15 protein-coding genes and 1 pseudogene are annotated in these 19,579 nt (G+C 43.4%); 5 read left to right on the forward strand and 11 right to left on the reverse strand.

Features of this window, described 5'->3' with window-relative positions; all coding sequences use genetic code 11:
* Window position 1 precedes the first annotated feature (1 nt).
* The 5 genes and pseudogenes from xylB (CSQ79_RS18105) to xylB (CSQ79_RS18125) form a co-directional block, all read right to left on the reverse strand.
* Window positions 2-1,447 (reverse strand): xylulokinase, encoded by a 1,446-nt coding sequence (gene xylB, locus CSQ79_RS18105; RefSeq protein ID WP_099702556.1) that lies wholly within the window; start codon window positions 1,445-1,447, stop codon window positions 2-4.
* A 166-nt stretch (window positions 1,448-1,613) separates the two neighbouring features.
* Window positions 1,614-2,615: an ABC transporter permease subunit gene (locus CSQ79_RS18110; protein WP_099702557.1), complete on the reverse strand. Its 1,002-nt coding sequence runs from the start codon at window positions 2,613-2,615 to the stop codon at window positions 1,614-1,616.
* A pseudogene (locus CSQ79_RS28960) lies at window positions 2,612-4,131 on the reverse strand (sugar ABC transporter ATP-binding protein). Before CSQ79_RS28960 ends, CSQ79_RS18110 begins: the two are co-directional and overlap by 4 nt.
* Window positions 4,132-4,353: 222 nt before the next feature.
* Window positions 4,354-5,331: an ABC transporter substrate-binding protein gene (locus CSQ79_RS18120; protein ID WP_099702558.1), complete on the reverse strand. Its 978-nt coding sequence runs from the start codon at window positions 5,329-5,331 to the stop codon at window positions 4,354-4,356.
* A gap of 602 nt (window positions 5,332-5,933) precedes the next feature.
* The gene (gene xylB / locus CSQ79_RS18125; protein WP_099702559.1) at window positions 5,934-7,448 is read right to left on the reverse strand and encodes a xylulokinase; all 1,515 of its coding nucleotides are present in this window, start codon (window positions 7,446-7,448) and stop codon (window positions 5,934-5,936) included.
* Between the two features lie 245 nt (window positions 7,449-7,693).
* On the opposite strand from xylB (CSQ79_RS18125), the gene rbsK reads away from it, so the two are divergent.
* A complete protein-coding gene (rbsK, locus tag CSQ79_RS18130; RefSeq protein ID WP_099702560.1) occupies window positions 7,694-8,623 on the forward strand; it encodes a ribokinase in 930 nt (309 codons plus the stop codon).
* Window positions 8,624-9,108: 485 nt separating this feature from the next.
* Here the strand turns inward: rbsK and dusB are convergent, their stop codons facing one another.
* From dusB to uvrB, 6 genes are all read right to left on the reverse strand, one after another.
* Entirely contained in the window at window positions 9,109-10,164 is a 1,056-nt protein-coding gene (gene dusB / locus CSQ79_RS18135; protein WP_099702561.1) for a tRNA dihydrouridine synthase DusB, read from the reverse strand.
* 138 nt (window positions 10,165-10,302) lie between these two features.
* Window positions 10,303-12,294, reverse strand: a complete 1,992-nt coding sequence (locus CSQ79_RS18140) for a monovalent cation:proton antiporter family protein (protein ID WP_099702562.1) — start codon at window positions 12,292-12,294, stop codon at window positions 10,303-10,305.
* A 286-nt stretch (window positions 12,295-12,580) separates the two neighbouring features.
* Window positions 12,581-13,762 (reverse strand): MFS transporter, encoded by a 1,182-nt coding sequence (locus CSQ79_RS18145; RefSeq protein WP_099702563.1) that lies wholly within the window; start codon window positions 13,760-13,762, stop codon window positions 12,581-12,583.
* A 148-nt stretch (window positions 13,763-13,910) separates the two neighbouring features.
* Window positions 13,911-14,480, reverse strand: coding sequence for a Uma2 family endonuclease (locus CSQ79_RS18150; protein ID WP_099702564.1), 570 nt, complete (start codon window positions 14,478-14,480; stop codon window positions 13,911-13,913).
* Window positions 14,481-14,713: 233 nt separating this feature from the next.
* Window positions 14,714-15,172 (reverse strand): MEKHLA domain-containing protein, encoded by a 459-nt coding sequence (locus CSQ79_RS18155; RefSeq protein WP_099702565.1) that lies wholly within the window; start codon window positions 15,170-15,172, stop codon window positions 14,714-14,716.
* 129 nt (window positions 15,173-15,301) lie between these two features.
* On the reverse strand, window positions 15,302-17,299 hold the full coding sequence (gene uvrB / locus CSQ79_RS18160; protein ID WP_099702566.1) for an excinuclease ABC subunit UvrB: 1,998 nt from the start codon (window positions 17,297-17,299) through the stop codon (window positions 15,302-15,304).
* 164 nt (window positions 17,300-17,463) lie between these two features.
* On the opposite strand from uvrB, the gene CSQ79_RS18165 reads away from it, so the two are divergent.
* The 4 genes from CSQ79_RS18165 to CSQ79_RS18180 all read left to right on the forward strand — a co-directional run bounded on the left by CSQ79_RS18165 (window position 17,464) and on the right by CSQ79_RS18180 (window position 19,466).
* Entirely contained in the window at window positions 17,464-17,829 is a 366-nt protein-coding gene (locus CSQ79_RS18165) for a hypothetical protein (RefSeq protein ID WP_099702567.1), read from the forward strand.
* A 266-nt stretch (window positions 17,830-18,095) separates the two neighbouring features.
* Window positions 18,096-18,278: a CsbD family protein gene (locus CSQ79_RS18170; protein ID WP_099702568.1), complete on the forward strand. Its 183-nt coding sequence runs from the start codon at window positions 18,096-18,098 to the stop codon at window positions 18,276-18,278.
* Between the two features lie 132 nt (window positions 18,279-18,410).
* Window positions 18,411-18,842, forward strand: coding sequence for a hypothetical protein (locus CSQ79_RS18175; protein ID WP_228054488.1), 432 nt, complete (start codon window positions 18,411-18,413; stop codon window positions 18,840-18,842).
* 102 nt (window positions 18,843-18,944) lie between these two features.
* Complete coding sequence (locus CSQ79_RS18180) at window positions 18,945-19,466, forward strand: hypothetical protein (protein ID WP_099702627.1); 522 nt, start codon at window positions 18,945-18,947, stop codon at window positions 19,464-19,466.
* Window positions 19,467-19,579 lie beyond the last annotated feature (113 nt).

Genomic DNA, 19,579 nt, shown 5'->3' on the forward strand with positions numbered 1-19,579 from the left:
CTCAATCTCCTAAATGATGCCATTGATGTAACGATGGATACAGTAATTGATAGCGTTGCCAAGCTGCTTCTAGAGAGGAATCTGGATTATTTGGTGTTGTGTTCTGTCCAGATGTTTGTGTGGCGATCGCATCTTGCAAGACTCCAATACCCATCCCTGCTAAAATTGCTGCACCGCGTGCGGAAGCGGCTGCGACTGTTGTGGTGTAGAGGGGAACTTGTAAAACATCAGCGAGTAATTGTTGCCACACAGGTTCGAGAGTTCCACCACCAGCTAAGCGTAATTGAGAAACTGTGACGCCTGTGGCTGTAATTGCCTCTAAACCTTGCTTCAAACTAAAAGCAACTCCTTCTAAAGCAGCCCGCATTAGGTGTGCGCGAGTGTGATGTAGCCCTAATCCTACCCAAGCGCCGCGTGCGTGTGGATCGAGGTGCGGAGTGCGATCGCCAGTCAGATACGGTAAAAACGTCAAACCTTCACACCCTGGAGACACTACAAACGCCTCAGCATACACTTGTTCCCAACTGTAATCTAAGATGCCTTTTACCCACTCTAACGCGAGTCCCGCATTTTGAATTGCTGCTAATGTATACCATTGCTGAGGTAGCGCAGCACGATACAGATGTGTACGACCGTGAGGATCGATGATTGGTTGAGAACGTGGTGTAATAATTTGTGCCGCAGAACCTACGGTAAGTTGCACGGTTCCTGGTTGAACTAAATCATTACCTAACGCAGCAGCCGCAGTATCAGCTGCACCTGCAATTACCGAAGTATTGACAATTAGCCCAAGATGTGTAGCAGCTTTTGGTGTTAAATTTCCCGCAAGGCTACTACTTGATGGTAAAAGTTCAGGTAGCCAATCGGAACGTAATTTTAAGGTGGCAATAACATCAAGCGCCCAGCAATCGGAGACAACATCATAAAGCAACGTTCCTGAAGCATCTGAAGGTTCAGCGGCGACTTTCCGTGTTAGGCGCAAGCGTAACCAATCTTTCGGTTGTAGTACCCACCGCGCCTTTGCATAAGTTTCGGGTTCGTATTGACGTAACCATAATAAACTGGCTCCTGCCATACCTGTAGCAATGGGGTTAGCAAGTTTACTGCGAAGATCAGCAGCGAGTCCATCATATTTTGGCAGCATTTCACTCGATCGCGTATCTGCCCAGAGAATCGCCGGACGTAACGGCGTACCTTCACTATCAATTAAAACAACGCCGTGCATTTGCCCAGAAAGTGCGATCGCTTGTATATCTTTGGGATTTTTCACGGCATTTTTAACAGCAATTGCAACCGATTTCCACCAGGCTTCAGGATCAGTTTCCGCCCATCCTGGATATGGTGCATTCACATCGTAAGCACTCGAAGCTTCACCAACTACTGTTCCATCTGTGTCTAAAAGTAATGCTTTAACAGAACTAGTACCTAAATCAATCCCCAGGAGCATGAGATTTGCCTTAGATTGTGGACTACTCGCTACAGGTAATGGGTAACGGGTAACTGGTCATTGGCAAGAATCATCCGTGACCTATTACCCGTCCTCAAAAGGTGTAATCTTAATTATGCATATCTCAAAAGATTCAATTTATCTTGCCAGCTGCACTATCAAAGTGTTAGCGCTTTCTAGAACGTCTCCGCAGACGATCGATTGTGACCGCAAAGATAATGACTAAACCTTTGACGACGAGTTGCCAGAAAAACGACATATTCAGCAGCGTCAAACCGTTGTTAAGAACAGCGATGATCAACGCGCCTACCAAAGTGCCGAAAATCGTACCAATACCGCCAGAGAAACTCGTACCGCCTAAAATAACAGCCGCGATCGCATCGAGTTCATAGCCATTTCCCAGCATTCCCGTGGCACTGTAAAGACGGCTAGCACTCATAACGCCTGCTAAGCCTGCGAGCAAGCCGCTGACACCATAGACAAATAACAATACTCGATTGACCTTAATACCTGTCAGCCTAGCCGCTTGCTGATTACCGCCCACAGCATAAATTTGTACGCCTAAGACTGTACGGCGGAGGATAAACCAGCTAACAAACACTGCTAGCAGGGCAATCACAACTAACCAGGGTAATGGTCCTAAATAGTTGTTACCGATCCACGCAAAATTGAGATTGCGATTGATAACTGTTGTGCCATTTGCTACCAAGTAGGCAACACCTCGTAGAGCCGTCAATGCACCTAAAGTGACAATAAACGGCGGTAAATCCAAAAAGGCAATTAATGCACCGTTTAATAAACCTAAACCTAAGCCTGTCAAAAGTGCCGCTGGAACTGCAAACCATCCGATTCCTGGTAGAAGTGATGCCAAGACTCCGACTACGGCAGAAACTCCTAAAATCGAGCCAATCGATAAGTCAATCCCGCCCGTTAAAATGACGAACGTCATCCCCGTTGCTAGCACGATATTGATTGATGCTTGCCGGAGAATGTTAACAATATTACCAGGGGTGAGAAAGTTAGGAGTAAGGAAAGTAAATAGAATGCCAATCAGTAACAGAATTGGCAGAATTCCTGCTACTTGAAGTAAATTATTTGTCGATCTGCGTCCACCGACTGGAGAGCGATCGCGTGTCTTTGTTCTAACAGGTCTTGCTGTTTGACTCATATTCCTACCTCGGTTGCTCCGGTGGCGTAAGCCATAATGTTTTCTTGAGTAATGTCTGTACCAGTAAGTTCACCTTCTAAGCGCCCTTCGCGCATGACTAAGACGCGATCGCTTAATCCAATAATTTCGAGCAATTCACTCGAAACCATCAAAATAGCCATGCCTTGCGCGGCTAAATCGCTAATAATTCGGTAAATTTCGCTTTTTGCCCCAATATCTACACCCCGCGTCGGCTCATCGAGTAGCAAAACTTTAGGATTAATCGCTAGCCAGCGCGCTAGCAACAACTTTTGCTGATTTCCACCCGATAAATCGAGCGCTCGATTTTCTAAACTAGCTAAGCGGATATTAAAGTCATCTACGGCTTTTGAGGCAACTGTCCCTAGTTTTTTAAAGTTAAGTAAGCCGGAATTAGCATTGCGCTTGAGGATATTGAGCACAATATTCTGACGACAACTCATCTCTAAAAATAAACCTTGGTCTTTGCGGTCTTCTGGTACATAGGCAATTCCCGCTGCGATCGCATCACTCGGTTTATCGATTCTCAGCGGTACGCCGTTCAAAAACACTTCACCACTTGCTTTAGGGTCAGCACCAAAAATCAACCGCGATAGTTCAGTCCGACCTGCACCCACCAATCCTGCTAGCCCGATAATTTCACCAGCATGAAGTTTAAGACTTGTTGGCTGTATCTTTCGTCCGTCACTTAAATTTTTGACCTCCAAGACGACAGAACCAAGTTGTTTTTCTGGACGTCGTTCAAACAAGTCTTTAACAGGTCTACCCACCATCATCTGTACTAATCGCTCGGAAGAGATTTCCTCGCGCGTTAGACTACCAACGTACTCACCATCGCGTAGCACGCTGATTCGATCAGCCAAAGCGTAGATTTCTTCCATGCATGGCTAATGTAGATAATGGCAATGCCATCAGCACGCAGTTTGCGAATCAATTCAAACAAACGTTCAGTTTCGCGGTCTGATAAGGCTGCTGTTGGTTCATCCATAACAAGGATGCGGCTATTATCTTTCAGCGCCCGCGCAATTTCAACTTGCTGTTGTTCTGCAATCGAGAGACTAGAAACAACATCATTTGGTCCAAAACTTGCTCCCAAGCTGTTAAGTACCTGTGCGGCTTCTTGGTTCATGCGATCGCGATCGAGTAAATATCCCTTGGTAAACTCGCTACCCATGAAAATGTTTTCAGCCACAGTTAAATTGGGTGCAACGTTGAGTTCTTGGTAAATCAACGCAATACCTGCTTGTCTTGCGGCTTTGGGGTCAGAAATTTTAACCGTTTCGCCGTTGATCCGAATCTCGCCTTCATCGTTTTCGTAAGCCCCCGCGAGAATCTTCATCAGCGTACTTTTACCCGCGCCATTTTCACCCATCAGCGCATGAACTTCGCCTGGATACACACTCAAGTCAACGTTGCTTAGTGCTGATACACCATGAAACTTCTTTGAAATGCCGCGCATTTCGAGTCTGGGAATTGTGGAAGATTGAGTTGCTGTCATGGCAGTAATTTTTTAGTATGTAGCAGATGCCCTACGACTGAAGTCGGGGCTATCTAAGCGAGTGTAACTTCGTACACTAAAATGAGACTTTTGTCAGTAAGTTCACGGAGGTGGACTTTGTTTATTCGCTCAGACCAAACAAGATTTTTATGAGTAATTACACGGAGGTAGACAAAGTTCATTTAGGTGCGAATTTATTCGCTCAGCATTCACGCAAGAGGTCTATTGTGTCCAACCTGCGTAATCTTTCACGTTCTCTCGCGTAATCAATCTGACTGGAATCAAGATGTTAGGATCTTTAGGCTTTTTCCCGTTGAGGATATCGTTGCCTACCTGAACTGCTGTTTGGGTCATGCCCAAAGGATCTTGAGCAGCTGTCGCCACAAATATACTACTAGGGTCTTCGATCGCATCTTTGGCTTCAGGCGCGCCGTCTACGCCAACAATGAAAAATTCGTTACGTTTGGCTTGCCTTGCGGCTAACTCTGCACCTACTCCGGTCGGATCGTTAATCGCAAACACGGCATCGATTTGTTTAAACGAAGTTAGTAGGTCGGTCATTACCCTCAAACCACCATCTCTGCTACCTTCAGCGTTTTGGTCTTGAGAAAGTATTTTGATGTTAGGGTAATTAGCAAAGCTTTGTTCGCAACCCTGAACGCGGTCAATAACTGATTTAACAGGTGGACCATTGATAATAACAACATTACCTTGCCCATTCAGGCGATCTGCAATGTATTGACAGCTAATTTGTCCTGCTTGCAAATTGTTTGAGGTGACGGTAGCATCTACACCACCTTCCGCGCCTGTATCAACTGCAATCACGGTAATGCCAGCTTCTTTTGCTTTTGTCACCGCAGGCGCAATCCCTGCACTATCACCAGCATTTAGTAAGATTAAGCTTGTGTTAGCAGCGATAAAGTTTTCCATCTGGTTAAACTGCAAGTTCAGATCGTACCCGCTAGAAACAATTGTGGTGCGCACGCCTTCTCCACCAATTCTTCTTGCTTCCGACTCAGCGCCTCGCCCCATAAGTACAAAGAATGGATTACCAAGATCGCCTACTGTTAAAGCTACTGATTGCAGTTTTGAATTTGGATTCGTTTGCGACTGGGTTGTATTATTTTGCGAAGGTGAGCAAGCAACAAGTACGGTACTTGCCACACTTAGAAATCCTAAGCTAAGCGCAATTTGCTTCACTGCAATATCTCCTTATTCGTTAAGGACACTCCTTTTTCTAAGGCGCTAATCATTAAACTCAATTCAAATGCGATCGCTACTTTTTTCACTTCTGTCTCCACCAAATCATGTATGGATGAGTCAGAATATTGACCTGCGGTTGCTGCCACTGTTGATAAAATTGCCTATCAAACTCATAGCTCGATATTGTCAAAAAGTGTTACTATTTCCACTTTTCAGATTGCCTTTTGTCTTGCTTTAGTGTTCAAACTTTACTTTTTCTTAAGTTGCTGCTCTTTGAAAGTGCCACATCACTTAAGACAATATTGTTTCTTTTTTCAAAATTAATTTTTATGGCTAAAGTAGACAAATGGATGATAAAGAGTGTAATTAGTTCACTACTTTGATCATTATTGCAGGCTTTTCTTTGATTAACTCTCCATCTTTTAATTATGATCCCTGAGATAATTACTGTATATCTATCTGACAGCTTATATCCTAGGGATCAACAAATTTAGCACAAAAAGTAGTATAATAATCTATTAAATTATATTAACTAATTACAGGTAATTAGTGTTAACAAACCGCAACAAAAACCAATTTTTAAACTAGAGTAATTCTACTCAATTAATACTTTTAAGTGCAGTATAAATTGCTGTAAAACGCTGAAATGCGTCAGTGTAAACTGGATAAGAATTGGGCTGAGTGTATTCTTCAATTGCAGGTAAAAGCTGAAAAACTGTTTCTAAATTCGGGTAAACATCACAGCCAACCAAAGCTAATAACGCCGCGCCATATGCCGCACCTTCTGTTAATACCGGTTTGGCAAGATTAATACCAAGCACATCCGTAATAATTTGTAACCAAAGCGCCGATCGCGAACCACCACCCGTGGCGACAAGTTCATGAATTGGTGCGATCGCCTTTGGCGCTGCGCTGCGCGCAATCGCCTCTATCACCTCTAACGCCGCACGTAAACTGTACGCAACGCCTTCGAGTACCGCCCGCGTCATTTCTGCTTTGCTATGCGCTAAAGAGAGATTCAGCCAAGCACCACGCGCCTCAGAATCAAGAAAAGGACTGCGTTCGCCTGCCAAATGCGGTAAAAATATCACACCACCTGAACCAGGAGGCGCACTACTCGCCCACTCCGTCAACTCGTCATAGCTAAAATCAGGGAAAAAAGTATCGCGATACCAGCGTAACGAACCACTTGCTGCTAATGTGACACCTAACAAGTGATAACTACCATCAGCATGACAAAATAAATGGACTCGTCCTTCGGGTTCAGGAATAGGTTGCGACAAGGGAACAAAAATAACTCCTGAAGTGCCAATACTGAGACTACCGCGATCGCAATTTGTACTAGAAATTCCTAAACCAATCGCCGCAGCTGCGTTGTCACCACCACCAGCAATAATCGGTAAACCTGCGGGTAAACCAGTCATACTCGCAATTTCCGGTGTTAATTTTCCGACAACCGCAGTCGAGGTAATAACTTGAGGAAACAACTGCGGATTAAGATCGAGGGCAGTGAGAATGTCTAAATCCCAAGTGCGATCGCCTAAATTTAAACATCCCACCCCCGAAGCATCTGATGGTTCCGTGGCGATTTCCCCTGTTAATACGTATCCCAAATAGTCTTTCGGTAAGAGTACATGATGCATCTGACTAAACGCCTGCGGTTCCGATTCACGCAACCACACAATCTTGGGTAATTGAAAGCCTGTAATTGCGGGATTTCCTGTGCGTTGAATCAATTCTTGTCGGGGAACTATCGTTTCAATCGTCGTAACCGCTTTACCAGTACGTTGATCGTTCCACAAAATTGCTGGTCGAAGCACATTTCCTCCTGCATCAAGAGGAACCATCCCATGCATTTGCCCCGATAATCCTAAACCAACAATCTGGTAATCTTTCAATTGCTGAACTACCTCAGTCAAAGCCTGAAAAGTTGCTGCAATCCAATCATCGGGGTTTTGCTCTGTCCACCCAGGATGCGGTGTGAGTAATCGATAGCTACGCGTTGCTTGGACGGCGATCGCACCTTGAAGATTCACTGCAACAACTCCCACACCACTAGTACCAAGGTCGATTCCTATCACAACATAATTACTGTTAACCAAATTTAAAGTCATTTGTTCTTCACTTGCGTTATTTGATAAATAGAGCAGCAACCTCAACCCTAGCAATCCTCATTGTGCGTGAAGAATCTCTCTTAATTTCCCTTCCTCTGTGTTCTGTGCGCCCCTGCGGTAGACTGCGGCAAATCGCTACGCGTTTACGTTACAAATGTTACAACGCAGATAGAATTGCTATAAGCATTCATAACTCACAATTAACAATTAAAGATTAATCTTCAAATAAGTAACCCTCTACCCCTATGAATCCTCGTGTCCTCGTCTTCGGTAGTATAAATATGGACTTAGTTACCAAAGTTCCGCACTTACCTATTCCTGGCGAAACTTTATTAGGTCATAGTTTTGCGACTGTGCCTGGAGGAAAAGGCGCGAATCAAGCGGTAGCAGTGGCGCGCTTAGGAGTACCTACAGCAATTGTGGGACGCGTGGGAAAAGATCAATTCGGGCAAGAGTTACTGCGAAATCTGCAAAGCGATCGCGTTCAAACTGATGGTGTATACATTGATCCGTCAAATACTTCAGGAGTTGCAGTCATTGCAGTAGACGACAATGCCGAAAATCATATTATCGTGATTCCTGGTGCCAACGGCAATGTTGGTGAGGAAGATATCAAACGTCTCACACAGCAGCTATCAGCAGCAGTCTTGCTATTACAACTAGAAGTTCCACTTTTCGCGGTACAAAAAGCAGCACAAGCAGCACAACAAACAGGTGTTAAAGTCATTTTAGACCCAGCGCCAGCACCTACTGAGCTACCATCAGAACTTTATCCGGTAGTTGATATCATTACACCGAATGCAGTAGAAGCAGGACAATTAGTAAATTTTCGAGTCGATAGTCTTGAAAGCGCCGAAAAAGCGGCATTAGTACTACAGCAACGTGGTGTCAAAACAGCAATTATCAAGTTAGGTGCTAAGGGCGTTTTCTGTGCCACCCCAGATGAAACCTTTTTTGTTCCTGCTTTCTCTGTAAAAGCTGTAGATACCGTTGCAGCAGGAGACGCATTTAATGGTGGACTAGCAGCCGCGTTATCTCAAGGATACTCGCTTCGCGAAGCCGTTGTATGGGGCGCGGCAACTGGTGCGCTGGCAACGACCAAGTCAGGCGCACAATCCTCATTACCTACACGCGAGACAGTTGAAGCTTTTCTCCAAGAACACGAACGAAATTAACAAGTCACAACAAGATCGCTCCACAACTGCGATCAAACAACACAGAGGTTGCTTGTTTTAAACTTTAAAATTTAGGTAGTAGTTCACGCTTTTTACAAACTTCTTCAATATAAACATCTTTGTATTGATTTTTAATCATCTAAAGAATAGAAGGTAACTACAATAAATATTTCACCAAAGAAAACATTTGAGGAATGATTAGCTTTTATGAGACACCATTAATTCAAAAAACATTGGTGTGTTATTTCAACTATTACAAGAATCTTCAAAAGCAGGTCAGCAATATGGAATAGAAGCTGTTACACGAGCTATCAAGATAGAAGCAGCAGGCTATATACGTTAATATAACCGTCTCAAATTGTTCGCGATATAATCTTTTTTCTTGGTGTGCTTTATGTACTACTCTAATGGAAAGCTACGCCCATGTGGTTCGTTTCAAAACAGATTTTTAAAAGACAACAACTGTCAAAAAAATCAGAGTAACTTTATGCAATCTGCAAGCTAGATTCAATTTCTTCAGATTTAGCTTCATAATCTACTAGCTGCACGATCGCTTGATCAATGACTTCTAACCCTTGATCGACAGTTTCAATTACACTCAACAATCCACGTAACTCCGCCGCACCTGTAAAGCCTTTCGCGTACCATGTCATATGCTTGCGGGCTTGTCGGACACCGCGATCGCCTTTATATTCCCATAAAGCTTGGAGATGTTCTCGCGCACATTGCAACCGTTCTACAGGCGTTGGTGGTGGTAACTCTTGCCCAGTTTTGAGAAAGTAATCAATTTCCCCAACTAAAAACGGATAACCTAGCGTTCCTCGCGAACACATAACCCCATCCGCACCTGTTTGTTCCAAGCAGCGTACTGCAGCTTCTACTGAGAAAATATCACCGTTGGCAATGACTGGAATCGACAAAACTTCCTTAACACGCGCAATCCATTCCCAACGTGCGGAACCATTGTAACCTTGAGCGCGGGTGCGACCGTGGACTGTAATCATCTGCGCCCCAGCGTCTTCCATGCGCTTAGCAAAGTCGAGAATTGTAATTTCTTTATCAGTCCAACCAATGCGAGTTTTTACTGTCACAGGGACATCCACCGCCTTAACGACAGATCGCACAATTTCTTCTGCAACTTCCGGTTGACGCAACAATGAAGAACCACCACCGTTTTTGGTGATTTTATTCACTGGACAACCCATATTAATATCTACAGTGTCTGCGCCTTCCTCTACTGCCATCACCGCTGCTTCTGCCAAGAAATCTGGGCGACAATCGAATAGCTGAATACTAATCGGTCGTTCGTTCGGATCGACTTCCATAATTATGGGCAACTCTTTAACGTAATGCAGCCCTGTCGCGTTTACCATCTCGGTGTACATCATTGATTCGGGTGCATAACGCCGCACCAACCGCCGAAATACCAAATCAGTGACACCAGATAAAGGCGACTGCAAAACACGGCTTTTAACTGCGAGTGAACCGATTTGCAGTGGTGTGGCAAGTCGAACTTGTAAGTTGGGAGACAGCGCGATCATAAATACAAAAAACTATTGCGATGAGCACTGAGTAGAACTTCACTATCTTAACGATAATTACAAAGCGATTAACTACTAGCTGTTAATACTAATTGAGATGGGTTTATTCTTACACCGATCCTACTCCTGTTTTTACTCTTAAGGTGAGTTCAGCTGTTTAAAGGCGACGTGTTCTTCAAAGTTTCCGACTACTAAAAGGCGATCGCCTGCTTCTAAAGTCATTTCACCTGTAGGATAGCGATAAAGTTGCTTATGACGTTCAATTGCCATAATCGTCACTCCTGTTAAGCGCCGAATGTTAGCTTTAGCAAGGCTTTGCCCTAACAATGGAGAATTTTCGTCCAGGACATACCAGTGTCTTTTTAGTCCTTCAATAACGGTTTCTAAATCTGCTGCTCCCCAATACTCCGACCGTTCTGGTAGAATATCGCGATATCGTCCGTTCCGATAGCGCGTGACAACCTGCTGTACTGCGTACGGTGAATCTCCGAGTTTTAAAAGCAGATGTGCGCCCATCTCCAAAGAAGCTTCAAATTCAGGCTGCACAACTTCCTGCGCACCTAACTGGTAGAGTACATCTATTTCGTCCTTAACGTGGGCGCGGACAGTGATATCTAAATCAGGTGCAATACTTAAGGCTCGTTTCAAGGTTAATCGCGTTGCCATCGGATCGGGAAGTGCGATCGCCATTGCCTTTGCTTGACGGAGATTGGCTTTTTCTAAAACTAATGTACTCGCAGCATCACCATACAAATAGACTATTTCGCGTCCTCGTAAAGTTTGCAGTGTTGCTTCGTTATTATCGATGACTAAAATCTGATGACCTTGAAAATACAACATTCGCACGAGCGTTTGTCCAACTCTGCCATATCCTGCCACGACGATATGATCGATAAGTTTTTCTTCAATATCAATAAAATGCGGCGGGTGATTCAACCGCAGACGCGAATTCATCTTTACAAAACGCTCTAACCAGATTAAGAAATATGGTGTTGCTTTTAATAAGAAAGGTGCAAGTAACAAGGTGGCTGCTGTTGTGCCTACTGTTAAACCATAAAGTCTTGCCGTGAAAAGTCCTGCACTTTTTGCAACACCTGCCAACACAAAAGAGAATTCACCAATTTGGTTAATCCCAATACCAACCGTTAACGCAGTTTTCAGCGGATAGCCGAATAGCATGACGATGAGGGTTGCGATCGCGGCTTTCCCTAACATTGTCACCGCAACCAGTCCCAACAAAACCCAAATATTCGCAAGTAGAAAACCTGGATCGATTAAAAGTCCAATCGATGCAAAAAACAACGTAGCGAAAATATCCCGCATTGGGATCACGCGATCAAGTGCATGATCGGCATACTCCACATTAGAAATCATTAACCCAGCAACAAATGCTCCCATCGCAATCCCCAAGCCGATCGCAGAGGTAAATAACGCAATTCCCAAGCAGAGCAAGACAATGCCTAGTATAAATAAATCTTGAGAACCACTTTGAGCAAGCAGCCGAACTGAGAACGGGATAAACCATTTTCCGGCAATAATTGCCCCGCCAACAAACAGTAAAGCTTTGAACAGCGCGGCGATTAATGCAAAACCGACGACATCTGGAGGTTGAGTTAGCGCTGGAAGAACTGCTAGCATCAAGCCTAAGCTAAGATCTTGCACGATCAAAATTGCTAGCATGACTTGTCCGTGAGCAGTTTGAACTTCGTTGCGTTCAATCAGACTTTTGAAGACAACCGCCGTTGAGGATAGCGAAATAACAGCCCCTAAAAAAACTGCTTTGGGAAGTGTACTCACCCACCCCGTCAAGTAAGCAAGTCCGCCTCCGAGGAGAATTGTCAAGATGATTTGCAGCGTCCCACCGCCCAGGGCGATCGCACGAACTCGCAACAAGTCTTTAAGCGAAAACTCTACACCTAAAGCAAACAGCAGCAGCGCCACTCCTACTTCAGATAACACCTCAATATCACCTTCTAAGGTGACTAAATTGAATCCCGCAGGACCTACGACCACGCCACCGATGAGGTATCCTAACAACACAGGTTGTCGCAGCCGATTTGCGAGATATCCTCCTGTTGCAGCAGCACCCAACACCGTCACCATTTCGACAAGCAGCGTTAAGTTAGCCATTGACTCGCTTTCCTCATTATTTCCTACAGCGTATAGTTGCAGCGGTACAAATAGCTTAAGGTTAGAAAATTTCTTAGGAATCTAGAAGTTGCGTACTGTTTCTACGGGAGACAATTTATACAAGTTGAGCAGGTAGAAAAATTTAGCAGCGATCGCCGATAAGAACAGGAATTGGTACCAAATTTCTTACGAAATGCAGCACTAAATGATGTTGTACTTGTGTAGCCAACGGCTTTAGCTGCTTTAACTTGCTTACAACAATTGTTGCGTTTGATTGACAAAGACTTTACGCTGTAGTTTGTTCATTCTTAATAGGTGCATACCTAACTAACCAACGATGCAGCGCCAACACGATAAGAGCAAGCGGTATCATCAACATAGGAATAATTTCTAAACCCGCCTGATCTGCAATCCAACCAAGAACAGTTGGTATAGTCGCTGCACCCAAACTAGCAACGCTAGTGACAAATCCGATCGCAGCTGGCACCATAGTAGTAGCAACACGTCGCGGAATCAACCAAATTGTTGCTGGAAAAATTGCAGCAAGGGCAAAACCAATCAGCGGTAAGCTCAATAATTGATTTGGCAGTAACCACCAAGCAAATAACCCTGCCAATAGTAACCCAATAGAAAAATCCATTGTGCGGATTGCGCCTAGACGTGCCACAAAACGCCCCATCACCAAACGTCCAATCGTGAGTCCTAACCAATAAGCAGTGACGCTATAACCAGCAATGACTTCCGGTGTTCCGCGACTTAAACTTTGGACACTGTAAGCCCAGTTACCTAAAGATGCTTCTGTGCCAACATAGACTAGCAACAATATCCCTGCAACTAATACTGCAGGTGTCCGCAGTGCCAGTTTTAGACTTGTCTTAGCATCAGCATCCTGCGTGGTGACACGTGTATTCATTGATTTATAGTCGAATACTACTGCCCACAACATGCCAAGAATAGTAATTCCGACAATTCCAGCAATGTGCAAATAAATCCGTCGCCAGTCCATTCCAAACGCAAGGAGTGTTGTTGCTAAAGCAGGACCAAGTAATGCACCAACACCATAAAATGCATGTAACACACCCATCACATTCGCATTGCCTTGATTAGCAATGTATGTATTAATTCCCGCGTCAATCAGTCCAATTCCTAATCCGAGCAGCGTTCCTGCTGCAACCATAATATGCCAACGTGGAGCGATCGCATAAATTACCAAAGCACTCGTCAACGTCATCGATGCTATAAGTAACATCCGCGCCAATCCGATGCGACTAGCCAGCAAACTACTTGAAATTGCTGCAACTACGTAGCCACTCACTTGGCTAAGAAACAATAGCGTTACCGTCGCTGGAGTTAAGTTATAAGCTGCCAAAATAGAGGGCAATAAAACTCCTAACCCTCCTTCTGCAATACCAATAGCAATAAAAGCGTAAAATGCAAGCGCAATACCTATCCAAGCTGAAGCAATCATACAATTTTAGATTTTAGATTTTGGATTGAAGCGCTATACAACAAGCTTCACGAGTCAATATTGAGATATCATGGACACAATTCAAGCTCACTACATATCTATTCACTAGCCACTAGCCGCTAGCCTCACTAGCCACTAGTCACTCAATTCACCAAATTTTCTTCAAGTTCAATTCAAATCCTGGTAAAACATCCTCACCAGACACTGTTGTGGGTGAGTGCAATACCTCTACATCAGTAGTTGGACGATAAATTTCTACTTGCTTAGTTTTAGGGTCTATTAACCAACCTAAGCGAACGCCATTATCAATATACTCCTGCATTTTTGCTTGTAACTTGTCTAGCAAGTCACTACTTGAACGTAATTCCACGACAAAATCAGGTGCTAGGGGCGAAAATTCTTCTTGTTGCTGAAAGTCAGTTAAAGTTTCCCAGCGTTCATTACTTACCCAAGAAACATCTGGAGATTTCACCGCACCATTAGGTAAAGTAAAGCCAGTGGAGGAATCGAAAACAATACCCAAACCTGTGCGATCGCTCCAATTCCATAGTTGAGCATTAATTCCAGCATTTTGTCTACCTGTCCAAGGGTATGTTGGCGGCATAACAACAACTTCTCCAGTCGCAGTACGTTCCAGCTGCAAATGTTCATTAGCTTGGCAAAGTTCTACAAATTCTTTTGCTGTCAAACGGGGAATTTTCAGCGTAATAGTATTCATAACGATTAGGATAAGGTTGCCTTTGCTACCTTCTATAACTTAGTGTAGAAGCGAAAGTTACCGAGTGACAGAACTGACTTTTCACGCCTGTAGAACTAGATCAACTACGGCAGCAAGAACGCCAGGAAAAAGAAGCCCCACTTTTATAACCCGAATACGAATCACAGCGGTATCAAGTGCTAGCAAGATTATGAGAAAGGCGTATCAATCAAGAACAGGTGTAATGTCATTAGCTAAACAAATTGATACTTAGAAAAAACAGCAGCTTGCCCCCAGCTTTGGTTTTCGTCATCAATAACATTCCAAATAATGCCGTCTTCGATCCGAAATCGCTTGCCAGTTTTTGAAATGCGGACACCAGAATAATGACAAAAGCCCTTATTGGTTGTTTCTGCGAGTAAGCGATCGCGTTCCTGCTGTACCATCTGTTCCGCAGATTTGCGCGAAGGCATTTGCGTAAACTCTTCCCAAGAAAACTCCCACAGTATCAACGCCTGCTGATTGCCATAGTTAAAAATTGGATCGGATTCTGTACCATGCGAAACCAAAACAAACGGTGCAGTAAACAAAGCCTGAGCAATTTCTACTGGCGTTCCGATTGTATCTAGCAATGCATTGCCCATCCAGTACTCAAAGCTGTACAGTAAACGCTGACTTTGACAGATAACTTCTTTGTGCTGCCAAACAAACATAAGTGCGTGGGTAAAAATAAATGTAACTAAAAGGCTGGTAATTATTAGCAATTAGCAATTAGCCATTAGCTTTTATTGAGCTAACTGCTTTGCGATTACCATTACCTATTACCTATTACCGAATTTTCCTCAATGTCCCAATAATTTATCACGCAAATGCTTAATGCGATCGCGATACTTTGCTGCTTCCTCAAACTCTAAATTCTTCGCTGCTTCTTTCATTTGGGCTTCTAGTTGCGTAATCAATTCGGGAATATTTGCTAGCGGTAAATCATCTGCTTGTTCGTAAGCTTCTTCAAGTTGTTGCGAGTTCAAGCGTCGCGATACTTCCAAAAACGACAAAATGGCATTATTCGTGCGTTTAACAATCGGTTGTGGTGTAATTCCGTGTTTCTCGTTGTATTCTAACTGAATTGCCCGTCGGCGTTCGGTTTCATCAATTGCCTTAATCATGCTATCTGTAAGATTATCCGCATACAGAATTGCTTGTCCTCTAACGTGACGTGCTGCTCTACCAATAGTTTGAATCAGCGATCGCTCTGCACGCAAGAAACCTTCTTTATCTGCATCTAAAATCGCCACTAAGGAAACTTCAGGTAAATCCAATCCTTCCCGTAATAAGTTCACTCCGACTAAAACATCAAAATTGCCTTGACGCAACTCTTGCAAAATCTCGATCCGCTCAATTGAGTTAATTTCTGAATGCAGATACCTGATCCGAATTCCTTGATCTTGCATATATTCAGTTAAGTCTTCTGCCATGCGCTTCGTCAAGGTTGTGATCAAAACCCGTTCGCGGCGATCGATGCGTTCTTTCACTTCTGCTAAAAGATCGTCAATTTGCCCTTCAGTAGGACGCACATAAATTTCCGGATCGACAACACCTGTAGGACGAATCACCTGTTCAACAACTCTACCTTCTGATAGTGCTAATTCCCAATCGCCTGGTGTTGCAGAAACAAAAATACACTGATTCACTTTTGACCAAAACTCGTCCGCTTTCAACGGGCGGTTATCTGCTGCGCTTGGTAAGCGAAAACCATGCTCAACAAGTACCTTTTTCCGCGCTTGGTCGCCATTATACATGCCACGAATTTGCGGAACTGTGACGTGCGATTCATCTACTACGAGTAACCAATCATCCGGAAAGTAATCGATCAAACATTCTGGTGGTTCTCCTGGTTGACGCCCTGCTAAGTGACGCGAATAGTTTTCGACACCATTACAGTAACCAACTTCGCGCAACATTTCTAAGTCGTAGCGCGTCCGCTGATCTAATCGTTGGGCTTCTAGTAGTTTACTGGCTTGCTCTAATTCAGCTTTTTGCTGTTTCAGTTCAGCTTCAATAGCATCACACGCGGCTTCTAAACGTTCTTCTGGAGTCACAAAGTGTCGCGCTGGGTAGATATTAACCGCAGACAAACTTTGAATAATTTCGCCTGTTACCGGATCGACGTAGCGAATTGCATCAATTTCATCACCAAAAAACTCGACGCGAATAATCCGATCTTCGTACGCCGGACCAATTTCTAAAACATCCCCCCGCACTCGAAAGCGTCCTCGCCCCATTTCAACATCGTTGCGGCTGTATTGTACCGTTGCCAAATCGCGGAGAATCTGTCTTTGGTCAACTTCCATCCCCATTTTCAAGGGAATTGCCGCTTTGAGATACTCCGAAGGAATTCCTAAACCGTAAATACAGCTAATTGAGGCGACGACAATCACATCGCGGCGTTCAAATAGCGATCGCGTTGCGGAGTGCCGTAACATATCAATTTCATCGTTGATTGAAGCACTCTTTTCAATGTAAGTATCTGTAACGGGAATATAAGCTTCTGGTTGATAGTAATCGTAGTAACTGACAAAATACTCTACTGCATTGTCAGGAAAGAACTCGCGTAGCTCATTACACAGTTGGGCGGCGAGAGTTTTATTGTGTGCAAGTACTAGTGTTGGTTTCCCAATGTTTTCAATAACTGATGCAACAGTGAATGTCTTTCCGGTTCCTGTTGCGCCGAGTAAGGTTTGATGGTGGTGTCTCTGTTTGATTTGTTGAGTGAGTTGTGCGATCGCGCGGGGTTGATCGCCGGTTGGTTGAAATGGTGCTTGGAGAGAAAATTGCATGATCGTACACTGCGACTCCCTTTACTTATCTTTACATATTTAGATTTATTTATGCATACCATGTGAACTTATTTAGACCTAAAAAATGCTTTTTCCAGTAAACTCAAAAGCAATCACAAAAAACAATTTTTCTATTTAACTTAAAATGTCATCTCAAGGATAAAACTATGAGCGTTAGCAGCATTGGTAAAGTAGATGCAATCAATAAATCAACTGATTCTACTCCAGAAAACACGTCACAAGTTGTCACACTAGCGGTTTCAACATCTTCTAGCGTTCAGACAAGCCCATTGCCTGGCGATCGCCCTATCACTGCTAGCACCTTTGAAATTAGTGATACTGTCAATCTACTAGGGATACGTCCAATTGCTGCCAGTGAAATACAAGTTTCTGATACTATAAATTTGCATGGTATTCGTCCAATTGCTGCCAGCGAATTACAAGTTTCTAAAACAGTAACAACATTTGGTATTCGTCCGATTGCTAGCAATAAAATAGAAAAAATTGATGAGCTGATAGGGTATCTAGATTAGCACAAAAGTATTTAATTTAATTGTGGTTTTGATAGCTGGTTGTTTTTAAACACTAGTTTTTTTGTATCTCAATTGTGATTCTCTTCATTTAGACATAGTAGTAAACACACTTTAGTTTTTATCTTTCTTTATAGTGAGAAGCTTAATATGTCTTCTGACAGAAGTCTGTAGTGTAGCGTTTCGGATAAGTTGTAAACGTAAGCACAAACAAACTTCAAGGTTGCTGGACAACACGGTAAGTTTGTTTAGGAACAAGGAGAAGAAAAATGAGTTTAGAAGATAGAGCTAAAGCTACAGGTAAAAATATCGAAGGTAAAGCTCAAGAAGCCTGGGGTAACGTTACAGGAGATCCCGAAGATAAAGCAGAAGGTAAAGCAAAGCAAGCAGAAAGTGAAGTCCGTCACGGTGTAGAAGACGTAAAAGATAACGTCAAAGAAAAGCTTGACTAGTTGCTAATTAATTCAGTTAAAAGGTCTAGTTATTCTAGACCTTCATCATTTATAAAGCTTTATAAATTCGGAACAAAATAAGCAATTGAGTTTTGCAATGTAGTCAACGGGAGGAAAGTTAAAGTGGATTTTATGCAGAGATTTCGTAAAGTTCTGACGGCGTTAACTTTAGTGTTAGTTCTTACGATGTCTGTCGCTTGTAGTAGTGCTGTTAATGCTAAAGCACCAACCACAAGTTTACCACCAGCCGCAGACACAACTGGTAACTATGCTTTACTAGAGCGTGGCAACACAACTGCCGGACAAGACTTTGGCAATTGGGTTATCCAGACAGCGAGAGGTTTAGTTCAGGATGCGTATGTACGCGATCAAAATAAACTGGGCGTTGTCATTACTCCACAAGTACGTCCTAATGAAGTCAGACCTTTAGCTAAGTCATTGCTTCAAGGATTCCATCGGACTTTTCCCAATCAAGACTTAAAGGTTTTGATGTATGCTCCTGACAAAAAGCTCATTCTGACTGCTGATTACGATATTCAGTCGAATCAAATTAAATATCAGTAACAAGTTAGACAAGCAAGACTCAGCTTGAAAATATGAGCAAAACTAGCTGAGTTCACTAAGTTGACAGCACAACGCTACAACGATCAAGCAAGGAGAGGAAAAATGTATAACAACGAACAATATAAGCGCCAAATTATGAACGACTTGGCGCAAGGTGATACGGAAACAATGGAAGACGTATCAAGTGATGAGCGTCAATACGAAAACTTTGATGATTTTGCTCAGCGTTCATCTCAAGCAGAGCGTCGCCAATTATTTGGTAAATCATTGCATCCAGAGCGGATTCCTCCCAGCCAAATGGAACCAGAGTTGAAACAAGCGATCGCCCAAATTAAGCCTAATGAGAGAGACGACGTTGCTCGTGCCTTCTTTAAGCACCTCAAAGAAAGAGGATTAAGCGATCGCCAACTCGAACAACAGCTAGCACTAGGGACTCACAATCCCAATAAGATGAGCGCAGATGATGTAAGTAAGCTGGCATCTTTTGTTTACCACAATCATCCTGATATCTTCCAGGAAGTTATGGCAGAGCAACCAGGTATCATTAAATTCCTGAGTAATCCTGTTGTTGCTGCTGTTTTGGGAATTGCCGCAGCTAAGTGGTTAGGAAGCCGCAAGAAGTAGTATTTGTAAGTCTACCTACGTGGACTTTGTTTATCCAACAGCGAGTTTATTCGCGCTCGCATTCATACTAAAAAACCAAAAAGAGTAGATTGTGTTGCGATCTACTCTCTTTT

It is taken from the genome of Gloeocapsopsis sp. IPPAS B-1203, from assembly GCF_002749975.1.
Taxonomy (GTDB): domain Bacteria; phylum Cyanobacteriota; class Cyanobacteriia; order Cyanobacteriales; family Chroococcidiopsidaceae; genus Gloeocapsopsis.